We start from the raw sequence: 18,764 nt of genomic DNA, 5'->3' as shown, positions 1-18,764 counted from the left end.
TAGGTGTATGGGGATTGGGGGACTCCTCACTGGGGATCAATTCATGAGATCGTGCGCGAGGATTGGCGTGGTGCTGCTGGCGGGGGTGGTGGGGGTGGTGGTGCCGGGGGCGTTAGGCGCGCAGGTGCCGCAGGTGATTGATCGATGGCTGTCGGTTGGCGTGCCGGCGCCGGCGCCGTTCGGCAACGCGCGGTCCGATTCGGCGATGCTGGCGAGCTGGCGCCTGGCGACCGATGGGGCGTGGCCGGTGGAAGGGCGCGCCGTGGCGGGGCCCAGCGGTGCTGCATTGCGATGGACGTCGGGCGATGCGGGGGCGGCGGCGGGTGCGCTGTCGTACGCGTCGGCGTACATCGAGACCGATCGATGGCAGCGCGCCACGCTCACCTTCGCCGGCGACGAGACGCGGCGCGTCTGGCTCGATGGCGTTCGCGTGACGGCGACCAAGCTCACGCTGGCGCGCGGGAAGCACTGGTTGCTCGTGCAGCGCGTGTCGAAAGGCGCATCGACGCCACTGGTCGCGACGCTGACGCCGGCGTCGGGGGCGGTGACGACGGTGTCGCTCGACGCCCGGCGTGCCCCCACGTGGCGCGACCTGCACGGGGTGACGTCGATCGGTGACGTCACGCTCGATCCCACGGCCACGCGCGTGGCGGTGGTGCTGCGCCAGCGCGACGCCGTCAACGATCGCACCAACAGTTGGCTGGAGGTGCGTGACGTCGGCGGCGGGAAGCTGCTGACCGAGTTGCGCGCCGGCGGCCCGTCGTCGGCGTCGTGGTCCAACGACGGGAAGCGACTGGCACTCCTGACGGCGACCGACCGAACGGAGGTGCCTGGGCGTGACCTCTGGACGTGGGAGGCCACGTCGGGCGCATCGCAGCGCCTCCTGCGCGGCGAGTCGATCTCCCGCATCGTGGGGTGGTCGCCGGATGGTGCGTGGCTCTACTACACGGGCCAGGAACGCGCGGCCACAACGCCGGCAACGAAGCCCGGCGAGATGCGGCGCCTGACGGAGGTGTGGCAGCGCTTTGGTGACTCGCCTGACAAAGAGCATCTCTACGCGCTGAACGTGGCGCAGGGGACGCGCACCACGCTGGTGGGCGATTCCGCGGTTGGCGTCGCGGGTGCGGAGCTGTCGCCGGACGGGAAGACGATTGTCTTCTCACGTTCGGTCAACACGAGCGATGCACGTCCGTGGCTGCGCGCCGAGTTGTGGGCGCTGGACGTGGCGACACTGGCAACTCGGCGGCTGCTCGACCTGACGCGCGAGGCATTCAACGCGCCTTCTGCCTTTGCCTTCTCGCCCGATTCGCGCGCCGTGGCGTTCTGCGCCAGCGCGAAGGAGCAGCTGACGCAGGAAGACCCGACGTTCAGCGTTTACGAGAACGAGCTGTACGCCACCTCGCTCGACCGGCCCGCGCTGGTGCACCTGAGTGCGGGATACGTTCCCTCGATAGGCGGAGGGCTTGGCTGTTCGCGGCTCACGTGGAGCGCGAAGGACGGGCGCATCTACGTCCCGGTGGATGCCGGCGCGCGCACGTTGCTGGCCCGTACGCGCGCCGCCGTCACCTCGGCGCTGGGCGCGGTGACGCTGGAGACCATGCCGTCATTGGCGGAAACGATGGGCGCGTTCGACATCGCCAACGGGGTGCAGGTGGCGAGCGTGGAGGGGCCGGTGAGCGCGCCGGCGCTGCAGCGCCTCGACCTCGCGACCGGCGCGACATCGACCGTGAGCGCGCCTAACGCCGCGGCGTTCGACAACATTGCGCTCCCGACGTGGAAGGCGTGGTCGTTCCGCAACTCGCGGGGCGAGGACATCGAGTCGTGGTACTGGCTCCCTCCGGGCTTCGACTCGACCAGGACGTACCCGATGATCGTGCACTACTACGGCGGCACGCTGGCCATGAAGAAGAACTTCGAGGAGCGGCTGCTCTGGTTCGCGTCCAATGGCTACGTGGTGCTGATGATGAATCCCGCGGGGGCGCCGGGGTACGGGCAGAAGTTCTCGAACTATCACACCAACGATTGGGGGTATCCGGCGGCGTCGGACATCATCGAGGGGACGCAGCAGTTCGCGCAGGGGCATCGCTACGTCGATGCGTCGAGGGTGGGGAACTTCGGCCATTCGTATGGCGGCTTCATGACGATGCACCTGCTCACACGCACGACCATCTTCCGCACCGGCATCGCGCTGGCCGGCATCTCCAACATCGCCAACTACTGGGGGGCGGGGGCGAGCGGCTACAGCTACACCGACGGGACCTGCCCCGGGTGCTATCCCTGGAACCGGAAGGATGTGTACGTCGACCGGTCGCCGCTCTTCTCGGCCGACAAGATCCAGGCGCCGATGCTCCTGATTCACGGCACCGGCGACACCAACGTGGTCCCTACCGAGTCGGAGCAGATGTTCACGGCGCTGCGCATGCTTGGGCGCGAGGCTGAGCTCATTCGCGTGGCGGGCGAGAACCATGGGATCAACTCGCGGCCGTCGGTCGAGGAAGGGCGTGACGGCGCGATGCTCGAGTGGTTCGACAAGTACCTGCGGGGGCAACCGGAGGCGTGGTTGGCGCGGTGGAATCCGTAGCGCGCGCGGCGCGAGCGGCCCTGCCTGACGAGCCAACCTGTTTCCACGCCCACACTGACGACCACGGCGCGCGGTCACCGCACCATCACAGCGCACCATCACAGCGCACCATCACAGCGCACCATCACAGCGTACCATCACAGCGCACGATCACACGATACCGACGTCATGTCACGCCTCACACTCCGCATCACACCGGGCGCCACACGCCGCATCGCGCATCGCACCGCACCACGAATGCTTGCTGTCATTGCCCTGTTGATAGGTGGGATGGCATTCGGTGGTTCATCGCGCACGGCGCAGGCGCAACCGACGCGCACCGATTACGCGCGCGCCGAGCAGTTGCTTCCCTGGAACGTGCAGGACCTGATCATCGATGATGCCGTTCGTCCGCGCTGGATGACGGGCGACCGGTTCTGGTACCGCAATCGTGGGGTGCGTGGGTGGGAGTTCCTCGTCGTCGACATGGCGACCGGGGCGCGTCGAGCGGCCTTTGATCATGCGCGACTGGCGTCGGCGCTGTCGACGGCGGCCGACACCACGTACGACTCGGCGCGCCTTCCCTTCCAGGCCATCTCGTGGGTCGACGGTGAGAAGGCGATTCGCGTTAGCGCGGGGCGCAAGAAGAACTGGACGTGCGACCTGACGTCGTACACGTGCACGGGTCCCGACACGCTCGCTCTCGAGAGGCCGAGCGAGGTGAAGTCGCCGGATGGGAAGTGGGTGGCGTATGAGAGGGGCGGGAACGTGTTCGTGCGTGCAGCTGACGGTGGCCAGGAGCGCGCGCTGACCACGGATGGCACCGCCGACTGGGGTTATGCGCTGACGAACATCGGCTGTTGCCAGCAGGTGACCAATGTGCGCAACAAGAGCGAGCAGCGCCCGTTGATCCTCTGGTCGCCCGACTCGAGGCGATTCGTGACGACCAGGTGGGACCAGCGGGGGGTGCGGCTGATGCACCTGTTGGAGACGAAGAACCCGGGGCCCGTGCTTCACTCGTACCGGTATGCGTTGCCGGGCGACTCCGTGATTCCGCGGTTTGACCTGCATGTGTTCGATGTGTCGTCGGGGAAGGGGAGCAAGATCGAGTGGCCCACGATGGATGCGGTGAACACGACGTGCTGCTGGATGTCGACGGACACCGTGTGGAAGGACGTGCGGTGGGGGGCGGGGAGCGACCAGGTGTACTTCACCGCGCCCAGGCGCGGCAATCGCGAGTTGACGCTGGTGTCGGCCGACGCGGCTACCGGTGCTGCCCGTCAGGTGCACAAGGAGACGGGGAAGACGTTCGTCGAGACGAACCAGATGTCGGGGGGGATTCCCAACTGGCGCCCACTGGCCGGGGGGAACGAGGTGGTCTGGTGGTCCGAGCGCGACGGGTGGGGGCATTTGTACCTGCTGGATGCGAAGACGGGGGCGGTGAAGAGCCGGATCACCAGCGGCGACTTCCTGGTGGTCGACCTCCTGTGGATCGACGAGACGTTGCGCTGGGCGTACTTCACCGCGGTGGGGCGCGAGCCCGGGCGCGACCCGTACTTCCGGCACCTGTACCGCGCCAGGCTGGATGGCTCGGCAATCCAGTTGTTGACGCCGGAGGATGCCGACCACGACATCAGCGTTGCGCCTGGCGGCAGGTTCGTGGTGGACAACGTGGCGCGGCCGGACAAGGCGCCCGTCACCATCCTGCGGCGCATCGATGGCACCGTGGTCAGGCAGCTGCAAGCGGCCGACGTCTCGCGACTCGTCGCCGCGGGATGGCGCGCACCGGAGCCGTTCACCGTGCGCGCGCGCGATGGCGTGACCGAGCTGCGCGGGCTGCTCTGGCGCCCGGCCGGCTTCGACTCCAGCAAGCGCTACCCGGTGGTCGACTACATCTACCCGGGGCCGCAGATCGGCTCAGTCGGCACTCGGCAGTTTGCCTCGCGCCCCGGAGGCAATGCCGCCGCGCTATCGGAACTCGGCTTCTTTGTCGTCGAGGTCGATGCCATGGGGACGCCGGGGCGCTCGAAGGCGTTCCATGATTCGTACTATGGCAACATGACCGACAACGGGATCCCCGACCAGGTCATCACCATCAAGCAGCTGGCGGGACGCATCCCGCAGATGGACCTGTCGCGCGTGGGGATCTTCGGGCACTCCGGCGGCGGCTTCTCGTCTACCGATGCCATCCTCACGTATCCCGACTTCTTCAAGGTGGCCGTCTCGAGCGCCGGCAACCACGACAACCGGAGCTACGACTTCACCTGGGGGGAGAAGTACCAGGGGCTGCTGCGAAAGCTGAGCGACACGACCGACTCCTTCGATTCGCAGTCCAACTGGCGAAAGGCGAAGCACCTGCGCGGCCGCCTGCTGCTGGCGTACGGGACGCTCGACGACAACGTGCACCCCGTGGCGACGCAGCTCGTCATCGACGAACTGATCAAGGCCAACAAGGACTTCGATCTCCTGGTGATGCCCAATCGCAACCACGGCTTTGCCGGCGAGCCGTACATGATCCGGCGAACGTGGGACTACTTCGTTCGCAACCTGATGGGGGCGGAGCCTCCGGAGGGGTTCGAGATCAGAAGACCTGTTCAGTAGCAGAGGACGAGAGGACGAGAAGCCTGCCCCAGCGAAGGCTGGGGACGAGAAGCTTGCCCCAGCGAAGGTTCGGGACGAGGGGGGGAGGGGGCGCGGTGATTGATTGGCCGCGCCCCGCGGCGTTTCGGCGACTGTGTCCTGGCGCGAGGCTTTCTGGAGAACCGGGGAATGGCGTGGGGCGTTTATGATGGAACCGGATGCGGGGGAGGGTGCTACATCCCCTGTGCGCGGGCGGTGCGGGTGGTGCGAGCGGGGCGCGGGGGAGAGTGGTGCGGTGAGAAGGGGCGCTTCACGAGGCTCGCGCGTGCTGCGGTTCCCGTCGCCCGGTCACACCGGCTGAACTCCCCTCACCCTACCGAAGCGCTGCCATGCTGATCCGCGTCACGCCAGAGCATCCCATTCGCTCATCGGAGATCACGAGCGAATCGCAGTACGAGAACCGGCGGGGTTTCCTGAGGCAGGCGGGGTTGGCGGGGGTTGGACTCGCGGCCGCCTTCCTCGCCGGACGCCGGGGCGGGGCGCAGCCGGCGGGGGTGGCGGGGAAGGCCCCGCAGCAGGGGACTTCGATCGGCGGGGGCGAACTCAAGCCGGAACTCACCCCGTGGGACGACGTGACGTCGTACAACAACTTCTACGAGTTCGGGACCGGCAAGGACGATCCCGCCGAGCATGCGACGAAGTTCCGCACCAAGCCGTGGAGCGTGAAGGTCGATGGGCTGGTGGCGAAGCCCGGCAGCTACAACCTCGAGGACTTCCTCAAGCCGTACAAGCTCGAGGAACGGATCTACCGCCATCGCTGCGTCGAGGCGTGGTCGATGGTTGTCCCGTGGCTCGGCTTCCCCATGGCCGAGTTCGTGAAGCGCATGCAGCCGTTAGGCTCGGCGAAGTACCTGGAGTTCACCACGCTGCTCGACCCGGCGCAGATGCCGGGACAGCGCTCGCCGGTGCTCGACTGGCCCTATGTCGAGGGGCTGCGCCTGGATGAGGCGATGAACCCGCTCACGCTGTTCGCCGTTGGCGTCTACGGCAAGATGCTCCCCAACCAGAACGGGGCGCCGCTTCGTCTCGTGATTCCCTGGAAGTACGGCTTCAAGGGGGGCAAGTCGATCGTGCGAATCCGCTTCACCGACACGATGCCGAAGACGGCGTGGAGCGAGGCCAACGCGAGTGAATACGGCTTCTTCGCCAACGTGAACCCCGAGGTGGACCACCCGCGCTGGTCGCAGGCGAAGGAGCGGCGCATTGGCGAGTTTCGTCGGCGCGAGACGTTGATGTTCAACGGCTACGCGCAACAGGTGGCGTCGATGTACAGCGGGATGGACCTGCGGAAGCTGTACTGATCGAGGGGGGACGAGTGGCGATTCAGGGAGCGAGGGAGGGGGCGAGACCGGAGGTGGGGTCTGCGGAGTCTGCGGAGTCGGCGGAGTCTGCGGAGTCGGCGGAGTCCGCGGATTCGGCGGAGTCCGCGGAGTCGGTGGAGTCCGCGGATGCGGAGGAGTCGGTGGAGTCGGCGGAGTCCGCGGAGTCGGCGCCGGCTGGGGCGTTGGAAGCGCGCGCGGGCGGCGCGGCGCGGGGGGCCCCCCCCGAAAACCACACTACCCCCCGCCCCCCCTCCCCACCAAACCAAAACCGCGCGCTCCGTACCATTCCACCGCGCTGGCTCCACGCCCTGGTCCTCTGTGTAGCCACCCTCCCCTTCCTCTACGTCGCCGCCGCCATCGCCAGCGACTTCTTCCAGGGGACCCGCTTCCTGGGTTCCAACCCCATCAAGGAAGCCGAGCATTTCACCGGGAAGTGGACCCTTCGCTTTCTCGCCCTCTCCCTGGTCGTGACGCCCGCCGTGCGGCTGCTCAGGGCGGGGTGGCTCATCCGCTATCGCCGCACCTTCGGCCTCATTGCCTTCGCCTACGCCTGCACGCACCTCGTCATCTACGCCGCGCTCGACGTCGAACTCACATGGCGCGACATGGTCGAAGACGTCGCCAAGCGCCTCTACATCACCATCGGGATGATGGCGCTGGCCCTTCTGGTCCCGCTCGCTGTGACCTCGACCAAGGGGTGGATCCGGCGCCTTGGCAACCGGCGGTGGAGCGCGCTGCATCGCCTCGTCTACGCGAGTGCCGTGCTTGGCCTCGTCCACTACTGGATGTCGGTGAAGAAGGACGTCACGGAGCCCGCGATCTTCGCCCTGGTCTTCGCCGTGTTGCTCGGTTGGCGCGTCCGGCGCTGGGCGGGGGCGCGGCATCGGAGTGGGGTGCCAGGGACGGCGTAAGCCTCCGATTTCGGCGCGCGGTCGCTGCGCGTCGCTATTCTACGCCTCTCGAATGTCCCGACACGGAGACGGCATGACCAAGCGCGTGGCGATCGCCATGACCGCGACCTCGACGGCCTGCATTGCCCTTGCCTACGGCTCGGCGTTCCTCGCGGGGGGGGCGCGCTGGGGCGTCTGGTGCATGGTGGTGGGGCTGGCGCTGATGGTCGTCTCGATGATGGCGTTAGGCGTGTCGCGGCGGACCGGTGGGGTGGGGCGCCTGGCGATCCCGCTCGCGTTCACCTTCGTGGTCATCGTCGCCGGCTTCGCGGCGGCGTTGCTGCTGCCGGCTGACGCACCCGGCGAGCGCATCATCCTCGGATTGCCGCTGCGTGCCGCGATTGTGGTCTACGGCGTCGGGCTCCTCCCCCTCCTCGTGCTCCCGCTGGCCTACGCCCTCACCTTCGAGGTGATGACGCTCCGTGAGGACGACCTCGCGCGCGTGCGGGCAATGCGCTCGGCGCGGGCACTGCGCGAGGCGCACGCCGAGCCGCAGGGACGCACGGACGACTGATGGGAGCACCGCACTGGTTCCTGCTGCAGGCTGGCGCGCTCCCGCCGCTGGCGCAGCCCGTCATCGTGGCGGTGGCGGTGGCGTACTTCGCGGTCGTGGCGGCAATCGGCGTGTGGGCCACGCGCCGGACGAGGAATGCCAGCGACTTCTTCGTGGCGGGGCAGGGGATCGGGTTGTGGACGATGGCCATCGCGGCGATGGCGGCCACGCTCTCCGGTTTCACGTTCATCGGCGGACCGGGGTTGCTGTACAGCGTCGGACTCGGCGCCGTCTTCATCATCCTTCCCATTGGCGTGACCGGGACGTTAGGCGCGTGGACGCTGGCCAAGCGCCTGCGCCTGCTGGGCGAGCTGCGCGGGCTCATGACCATCCCCGATGCCATCGCGGTGCGCTTCCAGTCGCGCGCGGCGCGCGGACTCTCGGCGGTGGCGATGCTGGTGGCGATCGTTGGCTACATGGCGACCAACATCCTCGCCCTGGGGCTGGTCATCGACGCCATCTTCGGCACTGGGCTCACCGTGGGGCTGTGGATCGGGATGGCGATCACGCTGGCCTACTCGGTGTCGGGGGGGATCCTGGCGGGGGTGTACACCGACCTGTTCCAGGGGGGAGTGATGGCGCTCGCCTCGGTCCTCGTCTTCGTCTACACGCTCAAGGTGGGCGGCGCCGCAGGTAGCGCTGCGGGTGGCGGTGCAGGCGGCTTCGCGGCGACGATCCTCCCCGCCGATGCGCCGTTCCTGGCGCCGTGGGGAAAGCTCACGCCGCTCGCCGCCCTCTCCTTCTTCTTCGTGTTCGGCATTGGCTCACTAGGCCAACCGCACGTCGTGCACAAGTTCTACATGCTGCGCGACCCGCGACGGCTCAAGTGGTATCCCATGATCATGAGCGTGGCGATCGTCGTCACGCAGCTCCTCTTCATTGGCGTGGGGTTGGCGGTCAAGACGCTGGTGGTGCGCGGCGAGTTGCCGCCGCTGGCCCGCGCCGACGACGCGACGCCGACCTTCCTGCTCCACTTCACGCCGCTCCTCCTGTCGGCGATCGTCTTCTCGGGAGTGGCGGCCGCCATCATGAGCACGGTGAACTCGTTCATGAGCGTCGGTGCAGCGGCGCTCACGCACGACATCCCGCTGGCCCTGGGCTTCACGGTCACGAACGAACTGCGTTGGGGGCGCATCTGGACGGTGGTCATCTCGCTCATCGCGACGATGGTGGCGGGGCTTTCGGGGACACTGGTCGCATTCCTCGGCGTTTTCGGCTGGGGATTGTTTGCCTCGACGCTCGTCCCGGCGCTGGCCATAGGGCTCAACTGGACCGGTGCCACGCGCGCCGGGGCGGTCGCGTCGATCTGCACGGGGCTCGTCGTGACGCTGGTCTTCGAGACGCTCGCCTTCCTCAAGGTCTTCACTTTCCCCGCCGGCGTGACGGCGACGGCGCTTGCGCTCGTGAGTTCGCTGCTCGTCTTCTTTGTCGTGTCGTGGTTGACGCGTCACACTGCCAGCGCCACACTCGACGACGACATCCGCTTCGTCATGGAGATTTGACCGTGTCCCACGAGCTGCAGGTCGGCCAGAGCGCCGAGTTCGCGAAGACCGTGACCGAGAGCGACGTGGTGCTCTTTGCGGGGATCACGGGTGACTTCAACCCGGCGCACGTGAACGAGGTCGAGGCGGCGAAGTCGCGGTTTGGCGGGCGCATCGCGCACGGCATCCTCTCCGCCGGCTTCATCTCGGCCTGCATCGCCATGAAGCTGCCCGGGCCGGGGACGATCTACCTCTCCCAGTCGCTCAGCTTCAAGCGCCCGGTGCGCATTGGCGACACGGTCACCGCGCGCCTGGAGGTGCGCGAGTGGAACGAGGCCAAGCGGCGCGCGCGGCTGGAGACGACGTGCCGCAACCAGGATGGCGAGGTCGTCATCGACGGCGAGGCGCTGGTGATGGTCCCGGTGGCGCCACCGCCCTGATTGGCGACCGGGGAGAATCCAAACGTTGCGCGCCTCCGTACTGTCCATCCTCTGAGCTATCCACGGCGAGCGACCTCCCACCACCCACGCCCGGTCCGCCATGTCGACCTTCCTGCACGACCTGCGATTCGCGATCCGGATCCTGCTCAAGAAGCCGCTCTTCACGGCACTCGCGGTGGTGACGCTGGCGCTGGGAATCGGGCTCAACACGGCGGTCTTCTCGGTGGTGGATGCGCTGATGCTGCGCCCGTTGCCGGGCGTGCGCGATGCGGGGCGGCTGGCGCAGCTCTATCGCAAGTGGCCGGGGATGGAGTACGGTTCCAACTCCATCCCGCACTGGAAGGACCTGCGCGAGCGCACCAAGGGCGTGTTCAGCGACGTAGCGACGTGGAAGTTCTCCCTCGCCAGCGTTGCGGCTGGCGGGAGACCGGAGCGCGTGATGGTGCAGCTCGTCTCTGGCAACTACTTCGGCATGCTCGGCGTCGGCGCGGTGCGCGGCCGCGTGTTCATCCCGGCCGAGGACGTGGGGGAACTCGCCCACCCCATCGCCGTCATCTCGTATGCGACGTGGCAACGCCGCTTTGGCGGCGACAACGACGTGGTGGGTAAGTCGATCATCGTGAACGGGGCGGCCTACACCGTGGTGGGGGTGGCGCCGCGCGAGTTCCGCGGCGCGCTCCCCATCCTCACCCCCGAGATGTGGCTGCCGATGATGCAGCTGGCGCAGATCGAGCCGGGGTACGGCGCCGCCATGAACGAGCGCGGCGACAACTCGATGTCTGTCCTGGCGCGCCTTGCCCCCGGCGTGACGATGGAGCGAGCCAAGGCACGCATGCGCGCCCTCGAGGGCGAGCTGCGCACCGATTTCCCCGACGCGTACGAGCACTCGGGCATCACCCTGGTTCCGCAGGGCGAATCGGGGATCCATCCCATGTTCCGCACGGCGCAGGTTGGGCTCACCGCCGTGGTGATGGCGGTGGTGCTGATGCTCCTCCTCATTGCCTGCGTCAACGTGGCCAACCTCTTCCTGGCGCGGGCGCAGGACCGCTGGCGCGAGATGGCGGTGCGCCTCTCCATCGGCGCGCGACGCGGCGTCCTGATCCGTCAGCTGCTCACCGAGAGCCTCGTCTTCTCGCTGGTGGCGGGAGTGTGCGGCATTGCCGTGGCGTCGTGGGTCATCTCCCTCGCCAATCGCGTGCGGCTGCCGATGGACGTCGACTTCTCCCCCGACCTGCGCCTCAGCATCCCGGTCCTCCTCTTCTCGTTAGGGATCACCATCGCCACCGGCTTCCTGTTCGGCCTCGTCCCGGCGCTGCAGGCCACCAGGCCGGCGCTCATCCCCTCGCTCAAGGGCGAGGCGCCGGCGGGGGGCTCGCGCTCGCGGCTGAGTCGCGCGCTGGTCGTGGCGCAGATGGCGCTGTCGGTCGTGCTCCTCGTGTGCGCGGGACTCTTCCTGCGCAACCTCCAGGCGGCCACCACGGTGGACAAGGGGTTCAACGCCGAGGGGCTGCTCCTCGCCTCGGTGGATCCGTCGCTGCAGGGCTACAACCGCGCTCGCACGGAACAGTTCTATCGCCTGCTGGTCGACCGGCTGCGCACGCTTCCCGGCGTGAAGCACGTGGGGATGTCGCAGTACGCGCCGCTGGGGCTCGCCAACTCGGACCGTGGCATCCGGGTGCCGGGGTACACGCCCGCGCCTGACGAGGGGATGTCGATCAACTACAACATCGCAGCGCCGGGCTACCTGGAGGCGATGGGGATTCCCTTGCTCGAGGGGCGATTCTTCGAGGCGCGCGACGACAGCCTGGCGGCTCCAGTGCTGGTGGTGAACCAGCAGTTCGTGAAGCGGTTCTTCCCTACGGGGGGCGCGGTGGGGCGTGTGGTGCACACCAGCGGCCGCGACTTCACCGTGGTGGGGGTGGTCCCCACGGGAAAGTACATGCGCCTTGGTGAGGAGCCGACCGCGTACATGTACTTCGCGCAGGCGCAGGAGTGGCGCGCGGAGATGACGTTGCACCTGCGCGTGGACGGCGATCCGCTGGCCATCGTCCCGCAGCTCCGGTCGGAGGTCGCGGCGCTCGACGCGAACATGCCGGTCTCCGACGTGAAGACGATGAAGATGCACCTTGGCCTCGCCCTCCTCCCGGCGCGCCTGGCGGGCACGGCGCTGGGCGTCTTTGGGGCACTCGGATTGCTGCTGGCGGCGGTCGGGATGTACGGCGTGATGTCCTACGCCGTGGCGCAGCGCACGCGCGAGATCGGGATTCGCATGGCGATCGGCGCGGCGCGCGGCGAGGTGGTGCGCATGGTGATGCGCCAGGGGCTTGCCCTCGTCCTCGCCGGCGGCGTCATCGGGATCGTCGTCGCGTTAGGCGCGGCACGCCTCATCCGCGGGGTGCTGTACGGCAGCGGCGCGACCGATCCGCTCACCTTCACCGTGGTGCCGCTCATCCTCGCCGGGGTCGCCGCGCTGGCCTGCTGGGTCCCCGCGCGACGCGCGGCCGGAGTGGATCCGGTGCTGGCGATCCGCGCCGAGTAACGCCTGCTACCGGAGCTGACGCTTGAGTACGGCCACCACGTCGCGGGTACGGCCGTGCAGCATGTTGGTGTCGAAGACGCTGACCAGCTCCCACCCCTCGTCGCCGAGGAGGTTGAGTCGCTCGTTGAACGCGTCGCCATCCAGGTCACCGCCGACCAGCCAACCGGAGGCCGCGAACTTGAGCGTGATGTACTCGAAGCGCATGACGCGAAGTGGGTTGAGGTGGGAAACGCGTGCCGGGAGAGTCAGCGCCCAGTCGACTGGTAGCTGGCGAGGCGCGCGAAGATGGTGTCCAGCGTGGCGCCCATCGTCGCGCTCCACTCATTGGTGGCGATGAGGATCGCGAAGTCGCGCTCGGGGGCAATGCCGACCAGGGCGTAGTGGCGCGTGTTGGTCCCGTCGTGGAAGAGGGCGCGCCCGCTGGCCCAGCTGCGGTCGGCCACGGCGAGCCCGTAGCCGTAACTCCCCGCTCCATTCGCGACATATCCCCGTGTGAGGGCGCGCCAGGCGGCGGAGGAGAGGACGGGGGTGTCGCGCCCGCGCTCCGCGGCGAGGAGGGCGGAGGTGAAGCGTCCCCAGTCGCGCAGCGACATGTGGGCGCGCCCGGCCGGGGAGTATTCGGGCGGGTTGTCGGCGTTAGGCGTCCCGGCGTCGTAGATCACGGGCGTCGATCCGCTGCCGAGCCAGTGGCCCAGCGGCTCGTCGTCGCGCCCCGCGCTCCCCGCCTGCCCGAAGCCGGCGCTCGTCATCCCCAGTGCCGCCCACAGCCGCTCGAGCACGACCTGCTCGAAGTCGCGGTCGAGCGCGCGCTCGACGATGGCGCCGGCAATCATGTAGCCCACGTTGCTGTAGGCGTACGTCCCCGGCGTTGCGGCTGGCGGCGACTGGAGCGCCCACCGCACCGCCTCCGCGCGCGCCTGCCGCCCCGCGCGCGGCACCTCCGACGTCCAGTCGCGCGCGATCCCGGCGCTGTGCGACAGGAGGTCGCGCAACGTCCGCGTGCGGTACTCGGCGCGCATCGTCGTGGCCAGCTCGGGAAAGTGCTCGGCCAGCGTCGTCGACCAGGAGAGCGTGCCGTTGGCCACCAGCTGCGCCACCAGCACCGAGACCTGGTGCTTGAAGACCGACCCCAGGTGCCAGCGATCGTTCACGGTGACGGCGGCCGTTCCCCCAAGGCGCCGCGTGCCGCTCACCGCCAGCTGCACGACCGAGTCGCTGGTGACGATGGCGGCGCCGAGCGCCGGGAGGTTTGTCTGTCGGCGAATCGAGTCGACGATGCCGGCGAAGGAGAGTGGCGTTGGTGGTGGTGTGGTCCCCGTCGGCGGCAGGCGGTCGCCGCTGCACGCGGCGCTTGCCGCCAGCGCGATGACGGCAAGCGTCGCCGCGGCGAGCCGCAGGCCAACGGTTCGCAGCGGCTTGCCCCGAGGCGAGCTAGCGCGCGCTTCCACCGCCACGGTGCGACCTCCCGCCGCGTCGGTCGGTTCGCCCTCCACGCCCGGCCCGGCTGTCGTCGCGCGCGTAGGGTGACTGCTCGCGCGTCTGGTCACGCGACGGTCCGCGCGCCTGATCGCGCGACGGTCCGCGCGCTTGGTCGCGCGACGGTCCGCGAGGCTTGTCGCCGTGGCGCGTGCGCTGTTCCTCCTGACGGCGCTGGTGCGCGGAGTGTCGCTCGGCGTCGCGCCTTGCCTTGGCGTCGAGGCGGGCCTGCTCTTCGGAGGCCGCCTTGGCGCGTCGCTCCTCCTTGGCCTTGGCGTTGGCGCGTTCGCGCGCCTTCTGTTCGCGCCACTTGGCCGCGCGCTCGGCGGGGGAGACCTCGAGCTTCTCGGCTACGCGCGCCGTGTAGTCGAAGTCGGGAAGGACCACGCGTTGCAGCCGGCGGCCGATCTTGCGTTCGATGTCGGCCAGGTCCTGCTCCTCGTCGGGGGCAACAAAGGTGAAGGCGTCGCCGGTGGCCTGCGCACGCCCGGTGCGCCCCACCCGGTGAATGTAGTCTTCGGGCGCCATCGGGACGTCGAAGTTCACCACGTGCCCCAGTTCCTCGACGTCGATCCCGCGTGCGGCGATATCGGTGGCCACGAGGACGCGGTACTTCCCGCTCTTGAAGCCGGCGAGCGCCTCGGTGCGTTGCGGCTGCGACCGGTTGCCGTGGATGCGCTCCGACGGGATGTCGTGCCGGCTGAGGAACTTCTGCAGGCGGTCGGCGCGGTGCTTGGTGCGCGTGAAGACCAGCACCTCCTGCATCTCGCCGCGAATCAGCAGCTGCAACAACAGCGCCGACTTGAGCTCCTGCGCCACCGGGTAGATGGCCTGCGTGATCCCCACGGCGGGGGCCGCCTTGCGCTCCAGGTTGATCGTCGCCGGGTGGTGCAGCATCTCGTGCGCGAGCTGCCCGATGGGACCCGGCATCGTCGCGCTGAAGAAGAGCGTCTGCCGCTTGGTGGGGAGTTGCTTGAGAACGCGCCGGATGTCGGGGAGGAAGCCCATGTCGAGCATGCGATCGGCTTCGTCGAGAACGAGGACCTCGAGGCGCGACAGGTCGGTGTACGACTGCCGCAGGTGGTCCAGCAGGCGTCCTGGCGTGGCGACGACGACATCGACCCCGCTGCGCAATGCGTGCTCCTGCGGCCCCATCCCCACGCCACCAAAGATCGCTGCCGCGGTGATGGGGGTGTGCACCGCGAGATCGTTCAGGTCCTCGAGGATCTGCGCGGCCAGTTCACGCGTCGGCGTGAGGACGAGCGCCCGCGTCGTCCCGCGAGGCCGGGCAATCAGCGCGTGCAGGATGGGGAGGAGAAAGGCGGCCGTCTTCCCGCTCCCCGTAGCGGCGCACGCCAGCAAGTCGCGCCCGGCGAGCGCGTGCGGGATGGCGTCTCCCTGGATGGGGGTGGGGCGGGTGAAGCCGAGTTCCTTGAGCCCCTTGAGCAGCGATGGATGCAGCGACAGCGACGCGAACGACGACACGGAGATTCCTGGAGGACGGGAGCGATCGCGGCGCTCGCGAGCGCCGTGCGCCGCACGAGCCGGCGCGATCGCGACGCACGAGGCGTCGCGCTCCCCTCAAGCTCGCCACGAGGCGCCTCGATTGCCATTGCTCGCGCCAAGCTTGCGCGATCAGCTTCCCGTCCTGCCGTCCCAGTATGCGCCCGGCCGATAGGTGCCGAAGGTCCACATCACCCCCTCGGGGTCGCGCACAGTGTATTCGCGCGAGCCGTAGTCCGTGTCCTTGAGCGGGAAGTGGACCACGGCGCCTTCCTGCACGGCACGCGCACAGTGCGCATCGGGGTCGTCCACGAAACAGCAGCAGCCGGCATGCGTCGCGCCCAGATCGGCGGCCCCGCGCAGGTTCAAGTCCGCTCGTGGCGAGGAGACCATGATGACGGCCTCTCCCAACGTCAACTCGGCGTGCACCACGGCGCGCTCGTCCCCCTCTACCACGAGGCGACGCCGAAAGCCGAAGGCGCGTTCGAGCCAGGCAATCATCGCGGGCGCGTCGCGGTAGATGAACGACGGGTAGATCGTCGCTGGCGTGCGCACATTGGAGGGCGTGGTCATGCGGAAACTCCTCTGAGAACAGGCGAAAGTCGCAGTCGATGTGCGCGTGGTCGAGGTAGCGTCAGGCGTGGGGGTACGACGACTGTCGCGACGAGCGGCGTCGGGCGGTGGTGACCTGCCATCGCCTCCGTCACGCCAGGCGCTTGCTCACCTCGAGGAAGTGATCGATCTCGTCCTGCGTGTTGAACAGCGCCGGCGAGACCCGCACCTGGCGTTTGGCGTCGCGCACGCTCACGCTCACCTTGGCGGCGGCAAAGGCCGCCTTGAGCTCGGCCGGATCGCGATCGAAGTAGTAGGTGACGATCGAGCTCTGCGTCCCCTCGGGGGTGAAGAGGGCGTAGCCCTGCCGGGCGAGCCCGTCGCGCAGCCGCTGCGCCAGCGCCACCGTGTGGCGCTCGATGCGGGGAACGCCCACCTGTTCCACATAGTGCAGCCCTGCACCGAGCTGGTAGACCTCGGCGAAGGGGAGCGTGGCGTAGTCGAAGCGCTTGGCGGTGGCGTGCAGCTCGAAGCGGTTGTCGGGGAGTTCCTTCGCCACGTGCAACGCACCAAAGCGATCCAGCCGGATGCGATCGAGCAATTCGCGCCGGACAAAGAAGGGGGCAACGCCGAAGCCGCCGAGGACCCACTTGTACGTCCCGCAGCACAGGAAGTCGACACCCGCCGCGCGCACGTCGAGCGAGATCATTCCCGCCGCCTGGATGGCGTCGGTGTAGAAGAGTGCGCCGTGCGCGTGCGCGAGGTCGGCAATGGGGCGCATGTCGTGGCGGAAGCCGTTGGCGTGCGAGACCCAGGCTACCGAGACGAGGCGGGTGCGCCTGTCCACCAGCGGCTCGAAGTCGCGCAGCGCCACGGTGCCGTTCCGGTGCGGGGCAATGCGCAGGTCGATGCCGCGCGTGTCGCGCAGGTGTCCGTAGAGGACGAATTCCGTCTCGTAGTGGAGCGCGTCTATGACGATGTTGTCGCCGGCCTTCAGGTCGAGTGCGTTGGCGACGATGTTCTCCCCCTCGCTGGTGGCGAAGAGGAAGCCGATCTCGTCGCTCGAGGCGTTCACCAGGCGGGCGAACTGTCCGCGCACCACGTCGGTGTGCGCGAGCATCTCGCCTAACGAGATGGGATTCGTGGCCTTGCGCTCGAGAAAGTCGCGCCCCGCCGCGACGACCGCCGTGGGGACCGGTGCGATGTAGGCGGAGTTGAGGTAGTTCCCCTCGCGCGTGGCCGGAAAGTCGCCGCGCACCCCCAGCGGGTCGTCGCCCACGGTGTTCCCCGCGGTGTCGATGGTGCCCGGCGCGACCGGCGACGAGCCGGTCGGCAAGGCGCCGGTTGCACCCGCCGTCCCCGACGCCGCGACTCCCGCGGCAAGCGACGCTGCCGTCGCGACAAACGTTCGGCGAGATACCGTCATGGTGAGGAGTGCGTGTGGCGAAGGTTCTTCTCGTCCCCAGCCTTCGCTGGGGCAGGCTTCCCGTCTTCCCGTCCTCTCGTCTTCTCGCAGCCCCCTCAGGGCTGCGCCACCTTCGCACGCCACAACGCCAACACCTCCTTCTCGCGCGCCGGGTCGAGCCCTGCGCGCAGCTTGGCCTGACGCTCCGCCGGCTCCGCATGATAGAAGTCCAGCGTGGCGCGCACGGTGTCGGCCAGCGGGCGGAAGGTGAGCCCTGCCTTCACTGCCTTGTCGATGTTGCGCCGCATGAACCCCGCCGTCTCCCCCACCGGCGGAATCCAGACCGGCATGTCGCTCCACGGCCGCACCTTCTGCGCCGCCAGGAAGTCGGCGGGGACGAAGGTGAGATAGGCGTCGGTGACCATCGCCGCGCGGATCCCGCCCAGCATCTCGGCGATCGTCAGCGTCGATCGCGGCCCCGTGCAGTTGAATGTCCCGGTGGTCCCATCCTCACAGCATCGCACGATGAACTCCGACAGGTCGCGCGCGTCGATCACCTGCGACGGATCGCTCGGCGTCCCTGGGGCGAGCACCTCGCCGCCTCGCTCGAGGCGCACCGGCCAGTAGGTGAAACGATCGGACAAGTCGCCCGGGCCCACGATCAATCCCGGCCGGATGATCGTTGTCCCGTCGCCGAACGCCTTGCGCGCCTCGTCCTCGGCCAGCGCCTTGAGGGCGCCGTAGAGCCGCATCTCCTCGACGTCCGGTTCGGTCGTCTTCGCGACCGCGGCGCTCTCGTCGGCGTTGGACGTGTCGTTCTTCTCGTACACCGAGATGGTGGAGACGAAGACAAACTGCCGAGTGTGTCCCTTGAGGACGGCGGCCGCCTGCCGCACCCAGCGCGGGAACGTCGTCGGGTTGTCGATCACCACGTCCCAGTCGCGTCCCTTGAGCGATTCGTAGTCGCCCTTGGCGCGGTCGCCTTGCAGCTTCTCGACGTCGGGGAAGAGCCCCGGGTTGGTCTTGCCGCGATTGAACAGCGTGACCTTGTGGCCGCGCTCGATGGCGTACCGCACCTGATGCGGGCCAATGAAGCCGGTCCCGCCGAGGATGAGGATGCGCAGCGGTTTTGGGGCGCGTGGCGGGAGAAGGGCTGGTTCGGGCACGGTCCACGGCGCGTCATGCGCGGGGTGCGCGCTGGCGCTGCGCGTGAGGCCAAGTCCGAGGGCACCACCGGCAAGGGCGGATGTGCGGAGGAAGTCGCGGCGATTCGAGGGCATGGCGGCGGCGCGCAAGGTGTGAAACGAGCGAGGACACGGCGCTTCGCGCGCAATATGGGATGC

Annotated in this window: 14 protein-coding genes; 8 read left to right on the top strand and 6 right to left on the bottom strand. The window is 68.7% G+C overall.

Annotated features, from left to right (window positions below):
* The first annotated feature begins 43 nt into the window (after positions 1 to 43).
* The 8 genes from IT359_13125 (at position 44) to IT359_13090 (ending at position 12,485) form a co-directional block, all read left to right on the top strand.
* The gene (locus IT359_13125; GenBank protein MCC6929917.1) at positions 44 to 2,581 is read left to right on the top strand and encodes a S9 family peptidase; all 2,538 of its coding nucleotides are present in this window, start codon (positions 44 to 46) and stop codon (positions 2,579 to 2,581) included.
* 168 nt (positions 2,582 to 2,749) lie between these two features.
* Positions 2,750 to 5,161, top strand: coding sequence for a DPP IV N-terminal domain-containing protein (locus IT359_13120; GenBank protein MCC6929916.1), 2,412 nt, complete (start codon positions 2,750 to 2,752; stop codon positions 5,159 to 5,161).
* Positions 5,162 to 5,529: 368 nt separating this feature from the next.
* On the top strand, positions 5,530 to 6,501 hold the full coding sequence (msrP, locus tag IT359_13115; protein ID MCC6929915.1) for a protein-methionine-sulfoxide reductase catalytic subunit MsrP: 972 nt from the start codon (positions 5,530 to 5,532) through the stop codon (positions 6,499 to 6,501).
* Positions 6,502 to 6,635: 134 nt separating this feature from the next.
* Positions 6,636 to 7,433 carry a sulfoxide reductase heme-binding subunit YedZ gene (locus tag IT359_13110; GenBank protein MCC6929914.1) on the top strand — a complete coding sequence of 266 codons (798 nt, stop codon included), beginning with the start codon at positions 6,636 to 6,638 and terminating at the stop codon, positions 7,431 to 7,433.
* A 73-nt stretch (positions 7,434 to 7,506) separates the two neighbouring features.
* Positions 7,507 to 7,986 (top strand): hypothetical protein, encoded by a 480-nt coding sequence (locus IT359_13105; GenBank protein ID MCC6929913.1) that lies wholly within the window; start codon positions 7,507 to 7,509, stop codon positions 7,984 to 7,986.
* Positions 7,986 to 9,527 (top strand): hypothetical protein, encoded by a 1,542-nt coding sequence (locus IT359_13100; GenBank protein ID MCC6929912.1) that lies wholly within the window; start codon positions 7,986 to 7,988, stop codon positions 9,525 to 9,527. The genes IT359_13105 and IT359_13100 overlap by 1 nt, the downstream gene beginning before the upstream one ends.
* Positions 9,524 to 9,946, top strand: a complete 423-nt coding sequence (locus tag IT359_13095) for a MaoC family dehydratase (protein MCC6929911.1) — start codon at positions 9,524 to 9,526, stop codon at positions 9,944 to 9,946. The genes IT359_13100 and IT359_13095 overlap by 4 nt, the downstream gene beginning before the upstream one ends.
* Before the next feature lie 100 nt (positions 9,947 to 10,046).
* Positions 10,047 to 12,485, top strand: coding sequence for an ABC transporter permease (locus IT359_13090; protein MCC6929910.1), 2,439 nt, complete (start codon positions 10,047 to 10,049; stop codon positions 12,483 to 12,485).
* Between the two features lie 6 nt (positions 12,486 to 12,491).
* Here the strand turns inward: IT359_13090 and IT359_13085 are convergent, their stop codons facing one another.
* From IT359_13085 to IT359_13060, 6 genes are all read right to left on the bottom strand, one after another.
* Positions 12,492 to 12,689, bottom strand: a complete 198-nt coding sequence (locus tag IT359_13085; protein MCC6929909.1) for a DUF4177 domain-containing protein — start codon at positions 12,687 to 12,689, stop codon at positions 12,492 to 12,494.
* A 41-nt stretch (positions 12,690 to 12,730) separates the two neighbouring features.
* Positions 12,731 to 13,939: a beta-lactamase family protein gene (locus IT359_13080; GenBank protein ID MCC6929908.1), complete on the bottom strand. Its 1,209-nt coding sequence runs from the start codon at positions 13,937 to 13,939 to the stop codon at positions 12,731 to 12,733.
* Positions 13,917 to 15,446 carry a DEAD/DEAH box helicase gene (locus IT359_13075; protein MCC6929907.1) on the bottom strand — a complete coding sequence of 510 codons (1,530 nt, stop codon included), beginning with the start codon at positions 15,444 to 15,446 and terminating at the stop codon, positions 13,917 to 13,919. The genes IT359_13080 and IT359_13075 overlap by 23 nt, the downstream gene beginning before the upstream one ends.
* Before the next feature lie 150 nt (positions 15,447 to 15,596).
* Entirely contained in the window at positions 15,597 to 16,037 is a 441-nt protein-coding gene (locus IT359_13070) for a VOC family protein (GenBank protein ID MCC6929906.1), read from the bottom strand.
* 130 nt (positions 16,038 to 16,167) lie between these two features.
* Positions 16,168 to 17,442: an aminotransferase class V-fold PLP-dependent enzyme gene (locus IT359_13065; protein ID MCC6929905.1), complete on the bottom strand. Its 1,275-nt coding sequence runs from the start codon at positions 17,440 to 17,442 to the stop codon at positions 16,168 to 16,170.
* A 95-nt stretch (positions 17,443 to 17,537) separates the two neighbouring features.
* A complete protein-coding gene (locus IT359_13060) occupies positions 17,538 to 18,701 on the bottom strand; it encodes an SDR family oxidoreductase (protein MCC6929904.1) in 1,164 nt (387 codons plus the stop codon).
* Positions 18,702 to 18,764 lie beyond the last annotated feature (63 nt).

The sequence above is a fragment of the Gemmatimonadaceae bacterium genome (genome assembly GCA_020852815.1).
Classification (GTDB): Bacteria; Gemmatimonadota; Gemmatimonadetes; order Gemmatimonadales; family Gemmatimonadaceae; genus SCN-70-22.
This window is presented reverse-complemented; position numbering and strand designations above follow the sequence as displayed.